This is a genomic window from Bradyrhizobium pachyrhizi (genome assembly GCF_001189245.1).
GTDB lineage: Bacteria > Pseudomonadota > Alphaproteobacteria > Rhizobiales > Xanthobacteraceae > Bradyrhizobium > Bradyrhizobium pachyrhizi.
This window is the reverse complement of record NZ_LFIQ01000087.1, coordinates 14,928-32,269: the sequence shown is the minus strand read 5'-3', so window position 1 is coordinate 32,269 and position 17,342 is coordinate 14,928. Positions and strand designations below refer to the sequence as shown.

15 protein-coding genes and 1 pseudogene are annotated in these 17,342 nt (G+C 65.6%); 4 read left to right on the top strand and 12 right to left on the bottom strand.

Features of this window, described 5'->3' with window-relative positions; all coding sequences use genetic code 11:
• Nucleotides 1-70: 70 nt before the first annotated feature.
• From mgtE to dusB, 8 genes are all read right to left on the bottom strand, one after another.
• Complete coding sequence (gene mgtE / locus AKL29_RS20145) at nucleotides 71-1,441, bottom strand: magnesium transporter (RefSeq protein ID WP_050385345.1); 1,371 nt, start codon at nucleotides 1,439-1,441, stop codon at nucleotides 71-73.
• Between the two features lie 154 nt (nucleotides 1,442-1,595).
• Nucleotides 1,596-2,978, bottom strand: a complete 1,383-nt coding sequence (gene hflX, locus AKL29_RS20140) for a GTPase HflX (protein ID WP_050385344.1) — start codon at nucleotides 2,976-2,978, stop codon at nucleotides 1,596-1,598.
• An 11-nt stretch (nucleotides 2,979-2,989) separates the two neighbouring features.
• The gene (gene hfq / locus AKL29_RS20135) at nucleotides 2,990-3,238 is read right to left on the bottom strand and encodes an RNA chaperone Hfq (RefSeq protein ID WP_006020546.1); all 249 of its coding nucleotides are present in this window, start codon (nucleotides 3,236-3,238) and stop codon (nucleotides 2,990-2,992) included.
• Nucleotides 3,239-3,612: 374 nt separating this feature from the next.
• Nucleotides 3,613-4,983 carry a nitrogen assimilation response regulator NtrX gene (gene ntrX / locus AKL29_RS20130; RefSeq protein WP_028331957.1) on the bottom strand — a complete coding sequence of 457 codons (1,371 nt, stop codon included), beginning with the start codon at nucleotides 4,981-4,983 and terminating at the stop codon, nucleotides 3,613-3,615.
• 17 nt (nucleotides 4,984-5,000) lie between these two features.
• Nucleotides 5,001-7,472 (bottom strand): sensor histidine kinase NtrY-like, encoded by a 2,472-nt coding sequence (locus AKL29_RS20125; RefSeq protein WP_050385343.1) that lies wholly within the window; start codon nucleotides 7,470-7,472, stop codon nucleotides 5,001-5,003.
• A 177-nt stretch (nucleotides 7,473-7,649) separates the two neighbouring features.
• Nucleotides 7,650-9,092 (bottom strand): nitrogen regulation protein NR(I), encoded by a 1,443-nt coding sequence (gene ntrC, locus AKL29_RS20120; protein WP_021079341.1) that lies wholly within the window; start codon nucleotides 9,090-9,092, stop codon nucleotides 7,650-7,652.
• A gap of 9 nt (nucleotides 9,093-9,101) precedes the next feature.
• Nucleotides 9,102-10,277, bottom strand: coding sequence for a two-component system sensor histidine kinase NtrB (locus AKL29_RS20115; RefSeq protein WP_050385342.1), 1,176 nt, complete (start codon nucleotides 10,275-10,277; stop codon nucleotides 9,102-9,104).
• Nucleotides 10,274-11,227, bottom strand: a complete 954-nt coding sequence (gene dusB, locus AKL29_RS20110) for a tRNA dihydrouridine synthase DusB (protein WP_050385341.1) — start codon at nucleotides 11,225-11,227, stop codon at nucleotides 10,274-10,276. Before dusB ends, AKL29_RS20115 begins: the two co-directional genes overlap by 4 nt.
• A 333-nt stretch (nucleotides 11,228-11,560) precedes the next feature.
• Between dusB and AKL29_RS20105 the strand changes: the two genes are divergently transcribed.
• From AKL29_RS20105 to AKL29_RS20095, 3 genes are all read left to right on the top strand, one after another.
• Nucleotides 11,561-12,757 (top strand): bifunctional 2-C-methyl-D-erythritol 4-phosphate cytidylyltransferase/2-C-methyl-D-erythritol 2,4-cyclodiphosphate synthase, encoded by a 1,197-nt coding sequence (locus AKL29_RS20105; RefSeq protein WP_050385340.1) that lies wholly within the window; start codon nucleotides 11,561-11,563, stop codon nucleotides 12,755-12,757.
• A 1-nt stretch (nucleotide 12,758) separates the two neighbouring features.
• Nucleotides 12,759-13,358, top strand: coding sequence for a CinA family protein (locus AKL29_RS20100; RefSeq protein ID WP_028331952.1), 600 nt, complete (start codon nucleotides 12,759-12,761; stop codon nucleotides 13,356-13,358).
• Nucleotides 13,359-13,531: 173 nt separating this feature from the next.
• Nucleotides 13,532-13,927 (top strand): BA14K family protein, encoded by a 396-nt coding sequence (locus AKL29_RS20095; protein WP_028331951.1) that lies wholly within the window; start codon nucleotides 13,532-13,534, stop codon nucleotides 13,925-13,927.
• 87 nt (nucleotides 13,928-14,014) lie between these two features.
• Here the strand turns inward: AKL29_RS20095 and AKL29_RS20090 are convergent, their stop codons facing one another.
• The 3 genes from AKL29_RS20090 to lipA form a co-directional block, all read right to left on the bottom strand.
• Nucleotides 14,015-14,482 carry a type II toxin-antitoxin system RatA family toxin gene (locus tag AKL29_RS20090; RefSeq protein ID WP_050385339.1) on the bottom strand — a complete coding sequence of 156 codons (468 nt, stop codon included), beginning with the start codon at nucleotides 14,480-14,482 and terminating at the stop codon, nucleotides 14,015-14,017.
• A complete protein-coding gene (locus AKL29_RS20085) occupies nucleotides 14,482-15,021 on the bottom strand; it encodes a P-loop NTPase family protein (RefSeq protein ID WP_050385338.1) in 540 nt (179 codons plus the stop codon). Before AKL29_RS20085 ends, AKL29_RS20090 begins: the two co-directional genes overlap by 1 nt.
• 89 nt (nucleotides 15,022-15,110) lie before the next feature.
• Complete coding sequence (gene lipA / locus AKL29_RS20080) at nucleotides 15,111-16,070, bottom strand: lipoyl synthase (RefSeq protein ID WP_050385337.1); 960 nt, start codon at nucleotides 16,068-16,070, stop codon at nucleotides 15,111-15,113.
• 187 nt (nucleotides 16,071-16,257) lie between these two features.
• Between lipA and AKL29_RS20075 the strand changes: the two genes are divergently transcribed.
• Complete coding sequence (locus tag AKL29_RS20075; RefSeq protein ID WP_050385336.1) at nucleotides 16,258-16,863, top strand: DNA-3-methyladenine glycosylase; 606 nt, start codon at nucleotides 16,258-16,260, stop codon at nucleotides 16,861-16,863.
• Between the two features lie 18 nt (nucleotides 16,864-16,881).
• Here AKL29_RS20075 and AKL29_RS45150 read toward each other — a convergent pair.
• A pseudogene (locus AKL29_RS45150) lies at nucleotides 16,882-17,342 on the bottom strand (valine--tRNA ligase); the annotation flags it as partial.

The window sequence follows — 17,342 nt, the reverse complement described above, 5'->3', positions numbered from 1 at the left end:
TTATGGGTCCCTGCTTTCGCAGGGACGACAATGAGTGTGCGGGACAGGACTGCCTCTTCCCACAACTGGCTCACAACAGCGTCCCGCGCAGGATCACCGCGGCAACGCCGAAATAGATCACGAGGCCGGTGACGTCGACCAGTGTCGCGACGAACGGCGCGGAGGCGCTGGCCGGGTCGAAGCCGATGCGTTTGAGGATGAATGGCAGCATCGAGCCGCACAGCGATCCGAAGGTGACGATGCCGATCAGCGCGACACCGACGGTCGCAGCGACGAGCACCCAATGCGGGCCGTAGTCGAACAGGCCGAGCGTCTGCCACAGCGTAATTCTGACGACGCCGATCAGGCCGAGAATGGCGCCGAGCACGATACCAGTCGGCACCTCGCGCACGGCGACACGCCACCAGTCGCGCAGCCGCACCTCGTGCAGCGCCAGCGAGCGGATCAACAGCGAGGTTGCCTGCGAGCCGGAATTGCCGCCCGAGCTCATGATCAGCGGGATGAACAGCGTCAGGACGATCGCCCTCTCGAGCTCGCTCTGGTACGACTGCATTGCGGTCGCGGTCAGCATTTCCGACAGGAACAGCGCGCACAGCCAGCCGGCGCGCTTCTTGATCATCTCGCCGAAACCGATCCGCAAATAGGGCTCGTCGATCGCTTCCATGCCGCCGAACTTCTGGGCGTCCTCGGTCGATTCCTCGACGATGGCGTCGATGACGTCGTCGACCGTGACGATGCCGAGGATATGGCCGGGGCCGTCGACGACCGCGACGGCGAGCAGGTCGTAGCGCGAGATCAGCCGCGCCGCCTCCATGCGGTCGGCCTCCGGCGAGATCATCAGCGGCTTCCGCGCCGGCGCCGCGGTCAGCACATTGGCGTGCGGATCGCCCGAGATCAGGCGGCGCAGCGGCACGGCCTGGATCAGGGTCTTCTTGACCGGGTCGATCACGAAGATCGAGTAGACGGTCTCGCGGGTGCGCTCGACCATCCGGATGTGATGCAAGACCTCGGCGATGGTCCAGCTCGAGGGCACGCTGACGAACTCGGTCGTCATGATGCTGCCGGCGCTGCGCTCGGGATAGGCCAACAGCCCCGAGATGACGTTGCGGGTCTCCGGATTGAGGCCGTTCAGCAGCGTGGTGCGCAGCGGCTCGACCAGCTCCTTGAAGATATCGGCGGCACGGTCGTCGGAGACGCCCGACAGCAGCGAGACCGCGGTATCCTTCGGCAGCTCGGCGAGGATCTCGCAGGTGTTGTCGAGCCCGGGCAGGTCAAGCACCTCGATCGCCTTCTCGGCAGGCAGCGATCGCAGCAGCTTCGCGGCATCCGCAGGCTCCCGGGCATTGAGCGCCTCGACGATTTCGGGCGCCCGCTCGTGGGCAAGATCACCGCTCTGGCCGGCGAGCGTCTCTTTCGTGATGATTTCGCTGGTGTCTTGCATCGATCCGCCTCGGCTTTGCGTTCTGCAGCGCAATGAACCAAGGCGGCGCGGATTTCAAACAGAAAGTGCGACGCCACGTCGCAGGCGCATCGGCACCCTGCAACGTCACGGCATCGTCATATTTCGAAAGATTGCAGGGACCGTATTCGAGGGCTTACGCCTCGTAGGGGACGGCGGCGAACCGGCTCATGACGATGTCGCGCTTGGTCTCGTCGACGCGCACCGTCATGTCGAAGTGCTCGCCATGCAGCTCCTTGTTCAGGACCTCGGCATTGCGGTGCAGCCAGCTGATGCCGGCGCCATCGGAGGCATCGATCGAGAGATTGAGCGTCGAGCGCTTGGCCGCGAGGCGATCCTCGATCGCGGCGAGCAGCGCATCGATCCCCTCGCCTGTTGCGGCCGAAACCAGGAAGCATGGCCGCTCCAGCGGACGGCGCGCGGCGATATTGCCCAAATTGTCCCGCTCCTCGGGATCGAAGCGGTCGATCTTGTTCCAGACCTCGATGATACGCTGACCGCCGTCGGCGTCGGGATCGATGCCGAGCCGGCGCAACACTGCCTCAACGTCGCGCTCCTGCGCCTCCGCATCCTCATGGGAGATGTCGCGAACATGCAGGATGATGTCGGCTTCCAGCACCTCTTCCAGCGTGGCGCGGAACGCGGCCACGAGCTGGGTCGGCAAATTGGAGATGAAGCCGACCGTGTCGGAAAGCATCGCCTTGCCGCCATGCGGCAGGTTGAGCGCGCGCAGGGTCGGGTCGAGCGTCGCAAACAGCATGTCCGCTGCCTGCACGTCGGCGCGGGTCAGGCGGTTGAACAGCGTCGATTTGCCGGCATTGGTGTAGCCGACCAGCGCCACCACGCGATACGGCACGCGCTGGCGGCCGGCGCGATGCAGCCGACGCGTCGCCTGCACCTTCTTCAACTCGCCTTCGAGCTTGGTGATGCGCTCGCTGATCAGGCGGCGGTCGGCCTCGATCTGGGTTTCGCCGGGGCCGCCCATGAAGCCGAAGCCGCCACGCTGGCGCTCGAGATGGGTCCAGGACCGCACCAGGCGGCTGCGCTGGTAGTTGAGATGGGCGAGTTCGACCTGCAGCGCGCCTTCCTTGGTCTTGGCGCGGCGGCCGAAGATTTCCAGGATCAGGCCGGTGCGGTCGAGTACCTTGGTGCTCCAGGCCTTCTCGAGATTGCGCTGCTGGATCGGCGACAGCGCGCAATCCATCACCACGAGTTCGACCTGGTTGCTGGCGACGAGCCCGTTGATTTCCTCGACCTTACCCTTGCCGAGGTAGGTCGCGGGCCGGATCTGACTGATCGGCGCGATGACCGAGTCCACCACACTGAGGTCGATCGCACCGGCGAGGCCGGCGGCTTCCTCGATCCGCGCTTCATAGTCGCGGACAGAGGAAGCCGTTTGCGCATCGCCGTCGCCACGGCGCGTGCGCAGGTACGGGCCGATGACGATCACCCGCCCGGTGCTGCCGTCCCCCGCCGACCGCGCACGGTCGGCGCCCCCTTCACGATTGAAGGGTTCCAATCAGTTCACTCTCAAGCCGGTGCGTCCTCACCACCTTCGAACAACTGAATCGGAGCTCCGGGCATGATGGTCGAGATCGCGTGCTTGTAGACCAGCTGCGAGTGACCATCGCGCCGCAGCAGCAAGCAGAAATTGTCGAACCACGTGACAATGCCCTGCAGCTTTACTCCGTTGACCAGAAATATCGTCAGTGGCGTCTTGGTTTTACGAACGTGATTAAGGAAGGTGTCTTGTAGATTTTGTGCGCGGTCTGCCGCCATTGTTTTTGTCCCGCAAGCTTGTGCTTCTTTTTATTGAACCGGTTGCTGCTCTCTGACGGAGCCTCCTCCGGCCGCCCACCTGCCACGAGATCCCCCTCCGGCAGGCATAGCGGTAGGATTAGAGGCTACGCGCGGTTTTTAGGCAAGCCAGTTCGCGGTGCAGTCGGTAGGAACACGGTGGCAATTCTAAGAAAGTGCGGGGAAAGAGACGAATATTCTCGTGGAGAGTGGATAAATCCCCGGTTGTACCGGCCCCGCCCTCGCCCCGCTGAACGACCAAACCGCCCCCGAGAGCCGCCTGTCGGCTCCCCGGCTGGTAACCGCCGGGCTCCGCTCCGAGCCGCCGGCGGACCTGCCGACCTGCCGCGCCGGGGTCAGCCGACCCCGAGCGCCTTCAGCTTTCGATGCAGCGCCGAGCGCTCCATGCCGACGAACTCCGCGGTGCGCGAGATATTGCCGGAGAAGCGGCTGATCTGGGCGATCAGATAGTCGCGCTCGAACACCTCGCGCGCCTCGCGCAACGGCAGGCCCATGATGTGCTCGCCATTGTTGGAGGTCGGCATCGCCGGCACCATCGAGCCGACGTCCTGCGGCAGCATATCGGCGGTGATGATCGCCTCCGGACCGCCGCCGGCCAGGATCATCACGCGCTCGACATTGTTGCGGAGCTGGCGGACGTTGCCCGGCCAGACATGCGACTGCAGGACCGCCATCGCGTCCTGCCCGATTTGCCGCTTCGGCAGGCCGGTGGCGGCCGAGATCTGGTCCATGAAATAGTCGATCAGCTCGGGGATGTCCTCGCGTCGCTCCGACAGCGGCGGTACGCGGATCGGCACCACTGAGAGGCGATGATAGAGGTCCTCGCGGAAGCGGCCTGCGGCGATCTCCTCCTCGAGATTGCGCGCGGTCGAGGAGATGATGCGGACGTCGACATGAACCTTGCCGGTGCCGCCCTGACGCTGGAAGGTCTGATCGACCAGCACGCGCAGAATCTTGTTCTGGGTCTCGCGGGGCATGTCCGCGATCTCGTCGATGAACAGCGTGCCGCCATGCGCCTCCTCGAGCGCGCCGGCCTTACGCTGCTGCTCGCCGTTCGATCCCTCGATGCCGAACAGCTCGATCTCCATACGCTCCGGCGTGATCGCGGCCGCATTGATCACCACGAACGGCCCCTCGGCGCGCCCGGAGGCATGGTGCAGCGTGCGCGCGGCAAGCTCCTTGCCAGCGCCGGAGGGACCGACGATCAGGATGCGGCTGTTGGCCTTGGCGGCGCGGTCGATGGTCTGGCGGAGCTGATTCATGCAAGCCGAGCGGCCGGTCAGGACGCTCGCCGCCGGAGCCAGCTGCTTGAGCTCCTTCACCTCGCGCTTGAGCCGCGAGGTCTCCAGCGCCCGGGTCGCGACCAGGATCAGACGGTCCGACTTGAACGGCTTCTCGATGAAGTCGTAGGCGCCGCGCTTGATCGCGGCGACCGCGGTCTCGATATTGCCGTGGCCCGAGATCATCACGACGGGCAGATCGGCATTGTCCTTCTTGATCTGCTCGAGCAGCTGCAGGCCGTCGAGCTTGGAGCCCTGCAGCCAGATGTCGAGGAAGACCAGGTTGGGCCGGCGGTTGGCGATCTCGGCGAGCGCCGAGTCGCTGTCGCGCGCGGTGCGGGTGGAAAAGCCCTCATCGTCCAGAATACCCGCAACGAGGTCGCGAATGTCAGCTTCGTCGTCGACAATCAGAATGTCACTTGCCATGGGTTACACCTGCCTTGTCAGTCGCTCGTCGCGGCTTTGAATTTTGGCTTTTGCGCATTTGGCTCTTGATTATTTGGCCCTTGATCAGCGGGATCTCGGATAGGTTCTTGGGTCGTTTCTTGGATTTTTGGTTCATTGTTGGTCGCTTGTGCCGGGCCGTTGGTCGGCTCCTCCGGCGGATTTTTTTCACTGTCCGGTGCGGTCTTGTCCGGTTTGACGTCCGGTTTTTGGTCCTTGCTTTCGGGCTTGTTCTCCGGCTTGGCCGCCTGGCCCGTGACGGCAAAGCGTAGCCGCATCCAGGCGCCGCGCTGGCCATCGCGGAAATCGGAGGCATCCTTGAGCTCGATGCGGCCGCCATGGTCCTCCAGAACGCGGCCGACGATCGCCAGGCCGAGGCCGGTGCCCTTTGCCCGGGTCGTGACATAGGGCTCGAGCAGGCGCGCGCGGGCGACCTTGGGCAGGCCGATGCCGTTGTCGACCACGTCGATCAGGATGTCGTCGTTCTCGCGCTGCGCCACGACGTCGATGCGGCCCTTGCCGAGCTCCTCGCGCGGGACCTGCTCGATCGCCTCGGTGGCGTTCTTGATGATGTTGGTCAGCGCCTGCGAGATCAGCCGGCGGTCGAACTGGGCAGGCAGCGGCGACTGCTTGATGTCGGCCTCGATGTCGAGATCGGGATGCGCGACCTTCATCAGGAACACCGCCTGGCGAACCACGTCGGCGACGTCCTCGCCTTCCATCACCGGCTTCGGCATCCGCGCAAAGCGCGAGAACTCGTCGACCATCCGCCTGATGTCGTCGACCTGGCGCACGATGGTATCGGTGCACTGCTCGAAGATCGACTTGTCCTTCTCCTCGGTGATGGTCTTGCCGAACTTGCGGCGGATGCGCTCGGCGGAGAGCTGGATCGGGGTCAGCGGGTTCTTGATCTCGTGGGCGATGCGGCGGGCGACGTCGCCCCAGGCCGAGGTGCGCTGCGCCGACACCAGCTCGGTGATGTCGTCGAGTGTGATGATGTAGCTGTCGCGCGACTGGCTGGTCTGCTCGGCCGAGACGCGGACGGACAGGTTGCGCTCATGGCCGTCGCGCAGGATCGTGACCTGTCCCTGCACCAGGCGCTGCGTTCCCTCGCGGGCGGTCTTCATCATCTCGTCGAGCTCGGGCAGCACGTCCGAGAGCGGATGGCCGAGCGTCTCCGACTCGGCGTGCCCGATCAGCTTCTCCGCCGAGCGGTTGAGGACGCCGATGGTGCCTGAGGCGTCGACCCCGATGATGCCGGCAGAGGCCGACGACAACACCGCCTCGATGAAGCGGCGGCGGCTGTCGATGGTTTCGCTGGCATCGACCAGCTCGTTGCGCTGGGTGCGCAGCTCCTGGGTCATCTTGTTGAAGATTTCGCCGAGCAGCGCGAGGTCGCTTTCCGACTTGTTGACGGGCACCTGGACATTGAGATTGCCGGTCGAAACCTCGCTCGCCGCGCCCATCAGCTGGCGGATCGGCGACACCAGCCCGTTGGCGAAGTTCAGCCCGATCAGCACCGAGGCCATCAGGATGGTCAGCGCGATCACCGCGAACATCAGCGCGAACGCGACCTGGATGCCGAGCCTGCGGGTCTCGAGCTGGGCATATTCCGCCGCGCTGGTCTGCGTCTGCTTGAGCTGGGCAACGACCGCCGGATCGAGCAGCCGCGCCACATACAGGAACATGTCGTCATAGGCCCGCAGGCGGACCACGGAGGCGACGTAGTTTTCCGGAAAGACCGAGATCTTCGGCTCGGTCTCGTTGATGTCCTTCAGGATGTCGGGCGGCGGCGCCTCGTAGTTCAGGCGAACGCCGGTCTCGGCGCTGGCGACGATCTTGCCGTCCTTGTCCATCAGCACCGCGACCGGAAGATTGCGCGATTCGGCGCCGGCCGTCATCAGCTGCAGGAACGTCATGCGATCCTGGTCGTAGAGCGGCCGCGCATGGGCGAGGTCATTGGCCATCGCCAGCGTGTCGCCGTTGATGAGCTGGGCGTGCTCCTGCATGTAGGCGCTGGCGATGGTCAGCGAATTCTGGATCACCTGCTTGGTGGGACCCGAGAACAGCCGGTCGAGGCCGCGCTCGATGGTGACGTTGGCCACGATCGACACCAGCACGGCGGGCAGCACCGCGATCACCGAGAACAGGCCGACGATCTGGACATGCAGCCGCGCCGCGGCCCGGCCGCGCCGCCTCGCCTGCACCATCTGCCAGACTTCCCGGACGATGATGCCGACCAGCAGCAGGATGGTGCCGGCATTGATCATCAGGAAGGAGCGGACCACCTCGGACGTGGGCTCGATCGGGGTCAGCCCGGTCAGCACCACGAAGGTTAGGAAGGCGGACAGCAGCGCGATGGCCACGGCAAACGGCGCCAGCCAGCGCCGCAGCGGGAAGCCCCGCGCCTCTGCATTGGGCTCGGCCGGTGGGGCGTGTAATGTTGAAGCGGTGGTCTCTGCGCTGGTCATACCGGCAATTGAGCTGAGAGCGATCGCCCGCGGGAATTGCGAACTGATGCAATCATATCACAATGTTGCCGAATTGCGACATTTCCGCGGCGCAAACGCTGGTGCGGCGCCGTGTCCTCAAAACCATTTGTGACTACTCAATAACGGTGGTGGGGCCCGTGCCGGCCCCGTCAACCTCTACCCGCCGCTCCGGTAGACTTGGATATCGAGGTCGCGGATCTTCTTGCGCAGCGTATTGCGGTTCAATCCGAGCAGGTCGGCGGCCCGGATCTGGTTGCCGCGGGTCGCCGCCAGCGCGGCGGTCAACAGCGGGATCTCGATCTCCTTGAGGATGCGGTGGTAGAGGCCCGGCGGCGGCACACCGTTCGGGAAGCCGGAGAAGTGCGAGGACAGATAGGCCTCGACCGCGCCGCCGAGATTGTCGACGCCGACGGTCGCCGTGCTGCCCGAGGTGACCGCGGGCGGCGCCAGCTCGCCGTCGATGACCGAAGCGGTGATGACGTCCTGCGGATAGAGGGCGGCGAGCCGCCGGGCGAGGTTTTCCAGTTCGCGGACGTTGCCCGGCCAGCGGTGCTGCTTGAGCCGCTCCAGCGCCTGGGCGTCGAGCTTCTTCGGCGGCAGGCCGTCCTTCTCGGCGAGCGAGAAGAAGTGCCTGATCAGATCGGGCAGATCCTCGATGCGCTCGCGCAGCGGCGGCAGCCGCAGCGGCACCACGTTGAGGCGGAAGAACAGATCCTCGCGGAACAGTCCCTGCTGGATCAGGATGCGCAGGTCCTTGTTGGAGGCGGCGACGATGCGCACGTCGGTCTTGATCGGGGTGCGGCCGCCGACGGTGGTGTATTCGCCCTGCTGCAGCACGCGGAGCAGCCGGGTCTGCGCCTCCATCGGCATGTCGCCGATCTCGTCGAGGAACAGCGTGCCGCCCTCGGCCTGCTCGAAGCGGCCGGAGGCGCGGGTGTTGGCGCCGGTGAAGGCGCCGCGCTCATGGCCGAACAGCTCCGATTCGATCAGGTCGCGCGGGATCGCCGCCATGTTGACCGCGACGAACGGGCCGTTGCGGCGCCGCCCGTAGTCGTGCAGCGCGCGCGCGACCAGCTCCTTGCCGGTGCCTGATTCGCCCGAGATCATCACGGTGAGGTCGGTCTGCATCAGCCGCGCCAGCACGCGGTAGATTTCCTGCATCGCCGGCGAGCGGCCGACCAGCGGGATCGAGTCGAACTCGCCGTCGTCGGCGGGACTGGAAACCCGCTCCTTCGGCTCGGCCAGCGCGCGGCCGACGATGGTGATCAGCTCCTTCAGGTCGAACGGCTTCGGCAGATATTCGTAGGCGCCGCGCTCGGAGGCGCGGATCGCAGTCATGAAGGTGTTCTGCGCGCTCATCACGATGACCGGCAGATTCGGCCGCATCTTCTTGATCCGCGGCAAGAGATCGAACGCGTTCTCGTCGGGCATCACGACGTCGGTGATGACGAGATCGCCCTCGCCCTGGCTGACCCAGCGCCACAGCGTGGCGGCGTTGCCGGTGAGGCGAACCTCATAGCCGGCGCGCGACAGCGCCTGGTTCAGGACGGTCCGGATGGCGGTGTCGTCGTCAGCGACAAGTATGCTACCTGCAGGCATTGGTGTTCCTCATCGTGCATCCTGAGAGGCAGGCGAGGACGTACCCGGAACGTCATCGCGGTTGCTTTGGTCGAGTTGCTTGGCGGCGCTGTACATCGGCATCAGCACGCGGAAGGTGGTCTTGCGCGGCTGCGACTCGCATTCAATGATGCCGCCGTGATCGCCGATGATCTTGGCGACCAGCGCGAGGCCGAGCCCGCTGCCGGTCTGCTTGGTGGTGACGAAGGGATCGAACAGGTTCGGCAGCAGGTCTTCCGGCACGCCAGAGCCGTTGTCCTTGACGCAGAATTCCAGCGGCAGCGAGACCCGCGATTTCTTGCCGGGCACCGACAGCCGCACGCCCGGCCGGAACGCCGTGGTGAGCTGAATCTCCGCATCGGTACCGAGATCGGCGACCGCTTCGGCCGCGTTCTTCACGAGGTTGAGGAACACCTGGATCAGCTGGTCCTGGTTGGCCAGCACCGGCGGCAACGACGGATCGTAGTCCTCGATGAAGCGGACATTGCGGGCAAAGCCGGACTGCGCCAGGCGCTTCACGTGATCGAGCACGGAATGGATGTTGACCGGGCCGCGCGCCACCGGGCGGTCGTCGCCGAACACTTCCATGCGGTCGACCAGCGTCACGATGCGGTCCGCCTCGTCGCAGATCAACCGCGTCAACAGTCGGTCCTCGGAGGACGCCTGCTGCTCCAAAAGCTGTGCCGCGCCGCGAATGCCCGATAGCGGGTTCTTGATCTCGTGGGCGAGCATCGCCGCCAGCGCGATCACCGAGCGCGCCGCGCTGCGATGGGTGAGCTGGCGATCCATCTTGTCGGCGATGGTGCGCTCCTGCAGCATCACCACGATATGCCCAGGCCGCTCAGTCAGCGGCGCGACGTGCAGATCGACCTGGCGATCGCCGCCGATCCGCGGCGTGCCGAGATCGATCTTGTATTCGTTGACCGGCGAGCCGCTCGTCCGCACCTGCTCGATCAGCGCCAGCAGCGGGCTGCCGAACGGCACCAGCTCCTTCAGCGACTGCCGGCGCAGGAACTGGGTCGATATCTCGAAGAAGGATTCGGCTGCGATATTGGCGTCGACGATCCGCCCGTCGGGCGCGACCAGCAGCACCGGGTTGGGCAGCGCATTGAGGATGGCCTCCCCGTCAGTCGGCACCGGCCGGCGGAATTCCATGGCTGACGTCATGCGGCAGCACTCCAGGCAAAATCGTCGTAGGCGTCGGCGAGCGAGCGATGCACGCTGGACGGCTCTTCCGCGGTCAGGATCGCCTGCCGCCAGGTCTTCAATGTCGCGGCCGGCGCGCAGCTATAGGCCGCAGCAGCCTCCAGCGCCCAGCCGAGATGCTTGCGTGCATGCTTGAGCCCGATGCGCAGGCCATAGTGGCTGCAAACTTCGTCATAGAGCGCGCGAATGTGCTTGAGCTGCTCGGCGAGCGACGGCGCGGCCTCGGCCATCCCGGTCTCGAGGCGGCGGCCGATCTGTCCCGGCAGCCAGGGCTGCCCCTGCGCGCCGCGGCCGATCATGACGGCGTCGGCACCCGACATCTCGAGCGCACTGACAGCCTTGTCGAACGAGGTGATGTCGCCGTTGACCACGACCGGGACGGTGACGGCGTCCTTGACGGCGCGCACGGCGTTCCAGTTCGCCTCGCCCTTGTAGAACTGGCAGCGGGTCCGGCCATGCACGGTGATCATCTGCACGCCGGCGGCCTCGGCGCGGCGCGCCAGTTCCGGCGCATTGAGCGAGCGGTCATCCCAGCCGAGCCGCATCTTCAGCGTAACCGGCACCCTGACCGCCGACAGCGTCGCCTCGATCAGCGTGATCGCGTGGTCGAGATCGCGCATCAGGGCCGAGCCGGACTGGCCCCCGGTCACGTGGCGGGCCGGACAGCCCATGTTGATGTCGATGACGTCGGCGCCGGCGCCTTCGGCGATCCGTGCGCCCTCCGCCATCCAGTGGGTCTCGCAGCCCGCCAGCTGGACCACATGCGGCCCGACCCCGGCTGCCTCGCAACGCAGCTTCGACATCGGCTTGCCGATCACCAGATCGTTGCTGGCGGTCATCTCGGAGACCACCAGGCCGGCGCCCAAAGTGGCAGCGAGTCGCCGAAAGGGCGCATCGGTAATGCCGGACATGGGCGCGAGGAGAACCCGGTTGGCGACAGCAATATCGCCGATCTTCAATGGGTTACGAGGAGTACTTTGCACGCCGGTCACAGCCGTCTCGTCGTTCTGTCAGCCACGCCATTGCAGCTGACGTCGTCTATTCTGCGCACAATTCTTGTGCAGTCAAGGCTCATGCCTACGGTTTAGACATTCCTATCATCAGTGCAAGTGCACTGCAACAAAATCTGCTTTTCCCACAGTCATCGGCAAACGCTCTGTTTTTGCGCAGCGGTCATGCTAAGGGCTGTGCGCGGCGATCCTCGCCGTCCCCCTCATCCCCGATTCGTCTGTCACTGGTTCAAAATGCCGAAGCCTGAGCGTACCGCAGCCATCCTAGTCGCAGCCGGCCGTGGACTGCGCGCCGGCGCAGGCGGGCCGAAGCAATACCGGACGATCGGCGGACAGACGGTTATCTACCGCGCCATGGAGGCGTTCTCCGGACATCCGGACGTGTTTGCAGTGCAGCCTGTGGTCAATCCTGACGACACCGCGCTGTTCGATGAAGCGGTCGCAGGCCTCCGCCATCGGCCGCCGACGCCGGGCGGCGCGACCCGGCAGGCCTCGGTCCATGCCGGGCTCGAGGCGCTTGCAAGTGAGAAGCCGGACATCGTGCTGATCCACGATGCCGCGCGCCCCTTCGTCACCGCAGCCGTGATCTCTCGCGCGATCGCCGCGGCCGGCCGGACCGGCGCTGCGATCCCCGTGATTCCCGTCACCGACACCATCAAGCTCACCGGCGATGCCGGCGACGTCGAGGCGACGCCGGAGCGCGCGCGCCTGCGGATCGCGCAGACGCCACAGGCTTTTCGTTTCGACGTAATATTGGAGGCGCATCGTCGCGCAGCGCGCGATGGCCGCTCCGATTTCACCGACGATGCGGCGCTTGCCGAGTGGGCGGGATTGACGGTTGCGACGTTTGAAGGTGATGCTGCCAACATGAAACTCACCACACCCGAGGACTTCGTGCGCGAGGAAGCGCGGCTCGCAAGCCAGCTCGGCGACATCAGAACCGGCACCGGCTACGACGTGCACGCCTTTGGCGACGGTGACCATGTCATGATCTGCGGCGTGCGCGTGCCGCACACGAAGGGATTCCTGGCCCATTCCGACGGCGATGTCGGGCTGCATGCGCTGGTCGACGCGATCCTCGGTGCGCTGGCCGACGGCGATATCGGCTCGCATTTCCCGCCGAGCGACGCCAAGTGGAAGGGCGCCTCCTCCGACCAGTTCCTGAAATATGCGGTCGAGCGCGTCACCGCGCGTGGCGGACGGATCGCCAATCTCGAAGTGACGCTGATCTGCGAGCGACCGAAGATCGGGCCGTTGCGCGACACCATGCGGGCGAAGATCGCGGAGATCTCCGGCGTCCACATCTCGCGCGTGGCGGTCAAGGCCACCACCAGCGAGCGGCTCGGCTTCACCGGCCGCGAGGAAGGCATCGCGGCAACCGCGAGCGCCACGGTCCGTCTCCCGTGGGACGATAAAGGCTGGAGTGCCTGACATGGGCGGCAGCGACGCTCGTGCCCTCTCCCGCTCGCTGCTCGACCTGTGCCGGATGCGCAAGCTGACCATCGCGACCGCCGAATCGTGCACCGGCGGCTTGGTCGCGGGTGCGCTCACCGACATTCCCGGCTCTTCCGACGTGATCGACCGCGGCTTCGTGACCTACTCGAACGAGGCCAAGCGGGTCATGCTCGGCGTCAGGGCGGCCACGCTGGAAACGTTCGGCGCGGTGAGCAAGGAAACCGCGACCGCGATGGCGATCGGCGCGCTGGAAAAGGCCGGCGTCGACCTTGCGGTCTCGATCACCGGCATCGCGGGCCCTGGAGGTGCGACACCGGGCAAGCCGGTCGGCCTAGTGCATTTCGCCGTCGCCGCGCGCGACGGCCGCATCATTCATCGCGAGCAGCGATTTGGCGCGATCGGCCGCAGCACGGTGCGGCAGCGCTCGGTGGTCGAAGCCTTGCGCATGCTGATGGAGCTTGCGCGCCCGCCGCAGGCCGCCAAGCCGCGTCGCGAGGCCGCCAGCCGGTTGCGGCCAAGGGTGGCTCGGTCGCCGCGAAGCCACGCTGCGAAACGCCGCCGGCCGCCGCGCGGATAGGCCCAACCAAAAGTCGAGTCGCGCCACGGCCCGCCTGACACGGGCTTGTGTCAACTGCGGCCCGGTGACGCTTACCTGAAATGGAACTTTGACGCGGCTTCGCCGCTTTATGTTGTTCCAACTCTGCTGTTTCGATTGTTCGTCCAACAGCAAAATCCCACAACAAGGAGAAAATGATGAAGTTGGGAACTTTGGTCGTGGCCGCCATCAGCGCTGGCGCCATGACGCTGTCGACTGTTGCGCCTTCGTCCGCCGCACCACTCGCTCCCGCGCGATTGCAGGACCAGCCTACCTCCGTCGAGCATGTGCAGTATCGGCACTGGCACGGTGGTCCGCGTTACGGCTATCGCGGCGGATACGGCTACCGCGGTGGTTACTATCGCGATCGTGGCAGTAACGGCGCGGCGATCATCGGCGGGCTGGCGGCCGGCGCGATCATCGGCGGCGCGATTGCGGCGAGCCAGGCCAAGGCCAACAACGACGCCTATTGCTCCCAGCGTTTCCGTACCTACGACCCCGCTTCGGGCACCTACATCGCATCCGGCGGCGTGCGGCGATCCTGCCCGTAAATCGGCGAACGCGTCCCACGCATCATCCGTCGTGCCCGGCCTCGTGCCGGGCATTTGCGTTCCAGGGAGGCAAACGAGACGGCTTCGCTACGTCGACAGCTGCGGCTTGCCGTAGACCTGATCCGCGCGCTTCTCGAACGCGTGGGCAAACCGCCCGAAAGCCGCGTCGAACATCGAGCCCATCAGCATCGCCAGCACCCGGCTCTTGAATTCGTAATTCAGGAAGAAGCCGACATCGCATTCGGTTTCCGACTTCGGCTCAAAACTCCAGCGATTCTCCAGATTGCTGAACGGGCCGCGCAGATATTCGACCAGGATCTTCAGATTAGGCCGATCGAGCGTCACCTTGCTGGTGAAGGTTTCCCGCACCAGCTTGAAGGACACCGTCATGTCCGCCACCACCACCTCGGTGCCGTCGTCCTTGGGCGTGCGCTGGCGGATCTTGAGCGACTGGCATAGCGGCACGAATTCGGGATAGCGCTCGACGTCGGCGACCAGATCGAACATTTGAGGTGCGGTGTGCCGGACCCGCCGCTTGCTTGAGAATCGTGGCATCAGTGGATACTCGCACGGTTTTGCCCGAGTGCGAGGCGCTTCAGATAATCATCCGCCTGCGCCCGATCGGTGAAGCAGACCAGCGATTGATCGGGCCGCAAGCCGGCAAAATACTCGATCAGCTTCGGCCGCTGCTGCCGGCGATAGGTCCAGACGTAGCGGAAGAATTCGAGATCGATCTTCTCGGGGCAGCCTTCCGCCATCTCCGGGCGGGCCTGGCCATAGCTCCCGGCTATCCGCCTGAAGATACCGAGCATGCATGTCGACCGCGGCAGGTCGAACCAGATGATCGTATCGGAGAGCTCCCGGCGCAATTCCCCTGCACCATGCCTCATGTAGTTCCCATCCATGATCCAGTGCGGCTCGCGGGCTGCTTCGGTCATGCGGCGCTCGAATTCGTCCCTGCCCGACTCGACCCAGCCCGGCTTCCAGAACAGCGCATCGATCGACACGGTCCGAATCCCTGTCATGGCGGACAGCCGCCGCGCAAAGGTCGACTTGCCGGATCCCGACGATCCCATCACCAGAACGCGCTGCATTGGTCCAGTCCAAGGTTCGGTCGAGGTTCGATCAAGGCCCGATCAAGCAACGGCGCGTGACGGCGCCGGCCTACCGCCGTTTGCAAAATCTAGCGGCCGCGGGCCGCGCGCGCCGCCTGCAGTTTGGCGAAATCCTCGCCGGCGTGGTGCGACGAGCGCGTCAACGGGCTCGCCGACACCATCAAAAAGCCCTTGGTATAGGCTACCCGCTCGTAGCCTGCGAACTCGTCCGGCGTCACGTAGCGCATGACGGCGTGATGCTTGCGGGTCGGCTGCAAATACTGGCCGATGGTCAGGAAATCGACTTCGGCCGAGCGCAGATCGTCCATCACCTGCAGCACCTCGTGCCGCTCCTCGCCGAGGCCGACCATGATGCCCGACTTGGTGAAGATGGTCGGATCGATCTCCTTGACCCGCTGCAGCAGCCGGATCGAATGGAAATAGCGGGCGCCGGGACGGACCGTCAGATAGCGCGACGGCACGGTTTCCAGATTGTGGTTGAAGACGTCGGGCTTGGCCGCGACCACGCGCTCCAGCGCGCCGTCCTTGCGCAGAAAGTCCGGTGTCAGGATCTCGATCGTGGTGGTCGGGCAGCGCGCGCGGATGGCGCGGATGGTCTCGGCAAAATGCTCGGCGCCGCCGTCGGCGAGATCGTCGCGATCGACCGAGGTGACCACGACGTGGCTAAGCCCGAGCTTGGCGGTGGCCTCCGCGACATATTCCGGCTCGCTCGCCTCGAGCGCGCCGGGCATGCCGGTCTTGACGTTGCAGAACGCGCAGGCGCGCGTGCAGGTGTCGCCCATGATCATGAAGGTGGCGTGCTTCTTGTCCCAGCACTCACCGATATTGGGGCAGCCCGCCTCCTCGCACACCGTGACGAGGCCGTTCTCCTTCACGATCCGGCGCGTATCCGCATAGCCGCGGGTGTTCGGCGCACGAACGCGGATCCAGTCCGGCTTCGGCGGCGACACGGCATCCGGTCGGTTGACCTTCTCGGGGTGCCGCGGGCGGAGCTGAGTGGTGGAGATGGTGTCGACGATGGTGACCATGGATGCCTGCAAGTCGCGGGAGCATGATCCGGAAAAGTGGAGTCCGGTTTTCCGAACCGATCATGCTCCGAACCAAGGGCTTAGCTAATCGGTGTTGACGCGGCTCGCAACCCGTCCCGCGACCCTAGCAGACCAGCCCATATATTGGCAGTCTTGCGGTCCGTTCCATGCCGATTCCCACCTCAAAATGGCTCAAAAACCCCGATCTATCCGCGCGACCGCGCCGCGCCTCGGCAAGGCGCTGAAACGCTCCTTCTTCGATCGCAGCGTCCACGAGGTCGCCCCCGACCTGATCGGCGCGACCTTCCTGGTCGGCGGCGCCGGCGGCATCATCACCGAGGTCGAGGCCTATCATCACACCGATCCGGCAGCGCATTCCTACCGCGGGCCGACCCCGCGCAACCAGGTGATGTTCGGCCCGCCGGGCTTCTCCTACGTCTACCGCTCCTACGGCATCCATTGGTGCGTCAACTTCGTCTGCGAGGAAGCGGGCTCGGCCAGCGCCGTGCTGATCCGCGCGATCGAGCCGACCCATGGGCTCGCGGCGATGCGCCGGCGGCGCGGGCTGGAGGACGAGCGGGCGCTGTGCTCGGGGCCCGGCAAGCTCTGCGAGGCGCTCGGCATCACCATCGCGCACAGCGAATTGCCACTCGACCGCGCCCCGATCGCGCTCCATGCGCGGACCGAAGCACCCGAAATCATCACCGGGGTGCGGATCGGCATCACCAAGGCCGTCGACCTGCCCTGGCGCTACGGGCTGAAGGGATCGAAATTCCTCAGCAAGCGGTTTTGATCGCCACGGCGTCGTTCGCTATGACGCCTTCTTCAACCGCTCGATCGCCTCGAGGATCTTGGCGCGGCGCTCCGCTGCTGCCGCGCGCTTTTCCTTCTCTTCCTCGACGAGCTCTTCCGGCGCGTTGGCCACGAACTTCTCGTTGGCGAGCTTGGCATCGACTCGCTTGATGTCGGCGTCGGCCTTGCCGAGCTCCTTCTCCAGCCGCGTGCGTTCAGCCGCGAGATCGATCACGCCCTTTAGCGGCAGCGCGACCGCCTCGCCGCGGACAAGGAGCTGCACCGCGCCTTCCGGCGGATGATCGGCGAACGAAATATCCGACAATCGCGCGAGCCGCTTGATGGTGTCGTTCCAGCGCCGCGCGCGGTCCCGCGTCTCGTCGGAGGCGCCCGCGATCACCAGCGGCGTCAGTGTCGACGGCGGGATGTTCATTTCCGCCTTCACCGACCGCATCGCGGTGACGAGATCGACCACCCAGC

Excerpts from the sequence above, each read along its gene's own strand:
- mgtE (WP_050385345.1), bottom strand. The coding sequence starts at position 1,441 with ATGCAAGACACCAGCGAAATCATCACGAAAGAGACGCTCGCCGGCCAG.
- hfq (WP_006020546.1), bottom strand. The coding sequence starts at position 3,238 with ATGGCGGCAGACCGCGCACAAAATCTACAAGACACCTTCCTTAATCAC.
- ntrX (WP_028331957.1), bottom strand. The coding sequence starts at position 4,983 with ATGGCAAGTGACATTCTGATTGTCGACGACGAAGCTGACATTCGCGAC.
- AKL29_RS20125 (WP_050385343.1), bottom strand. The coding sequence starts at position 7,472 with ATGACCAGCGCAGAGACCACCGCTTCAACATTACACGCCCCACCGGCC.
- ntrC (WP_021079341.1), bottom strand. The coding sequence starts at position 9,092 with ATGCCTGCAGGTAGCATACTTGTCGCTGACGACGACACCGCCATCCGG.
- AKL29_RS20115 (WP_050385342.1), bottom strand. The coding sequence starts at position 10,277 with ATGACGTCAGCCATGGAATTCCGCCGGCCGGTGCCGACTGACGGGGAG.
- dusB (WP_050385341.1), bottom strand. The coding sequence starts at position 11,227 with ATGTCCGGCATTACCGATGCGCCCTTTCGGCGACTCGCTGCCACTTTG.
- AKL29_RS20105 (WP_050385340.1), top strand. The coding sequence starts at position 11,561 with ATGCCGAAGCCTGAGCGTACCGCAGCCATCCTAGTCGCAGCCGGCCGT.
- AKL29_RS20100 (WP_028331952.1), top strand. The coding sequence starts at position 12,759 with ATGGGCGGCAGCGACGCTCGTGCCCTCTCCCGCTCGCTGCTCGACCTG.
- AKL29_RS20095 (WP_028331951.1), top strand. The coding sequence starts at position 13,532 with ATGATGAAGTTGGGAACTTTGGTCGTGGCCGCCATCAGCGCTGGCGCC.
- AKL29_RS20090 (WP_050385339.1), bottom strand. The coding sequence starts at position 14,482 with ATGCCACGATTCTCAAGCAAGCGGCGGGTCCGGCACACCGCACCTCAA.
- AKL29_RS20085 (WP_050385338.1), bottom strand. The coding sequence starts at position 15,021 with ATGCAGCGCGTTCTGGTGATGGGATCGTCGGGATCCGGCAAGTCGACC.
- lipA (WP_050385337.1), bottom strand. The coding sequence starts at position 16,070 with ATGGTCACCATCGTCGACACCATCTCCACCACTCAGCTCCGCCCGCGG.
- AKL29_RS20075 (WP_050385336.1), top strand. The coding sequence starts at position 16,258 with ATGGCTCAAAAACCCCGATCTATCCGCGCGACCGCGCCGCGCCTCGGC.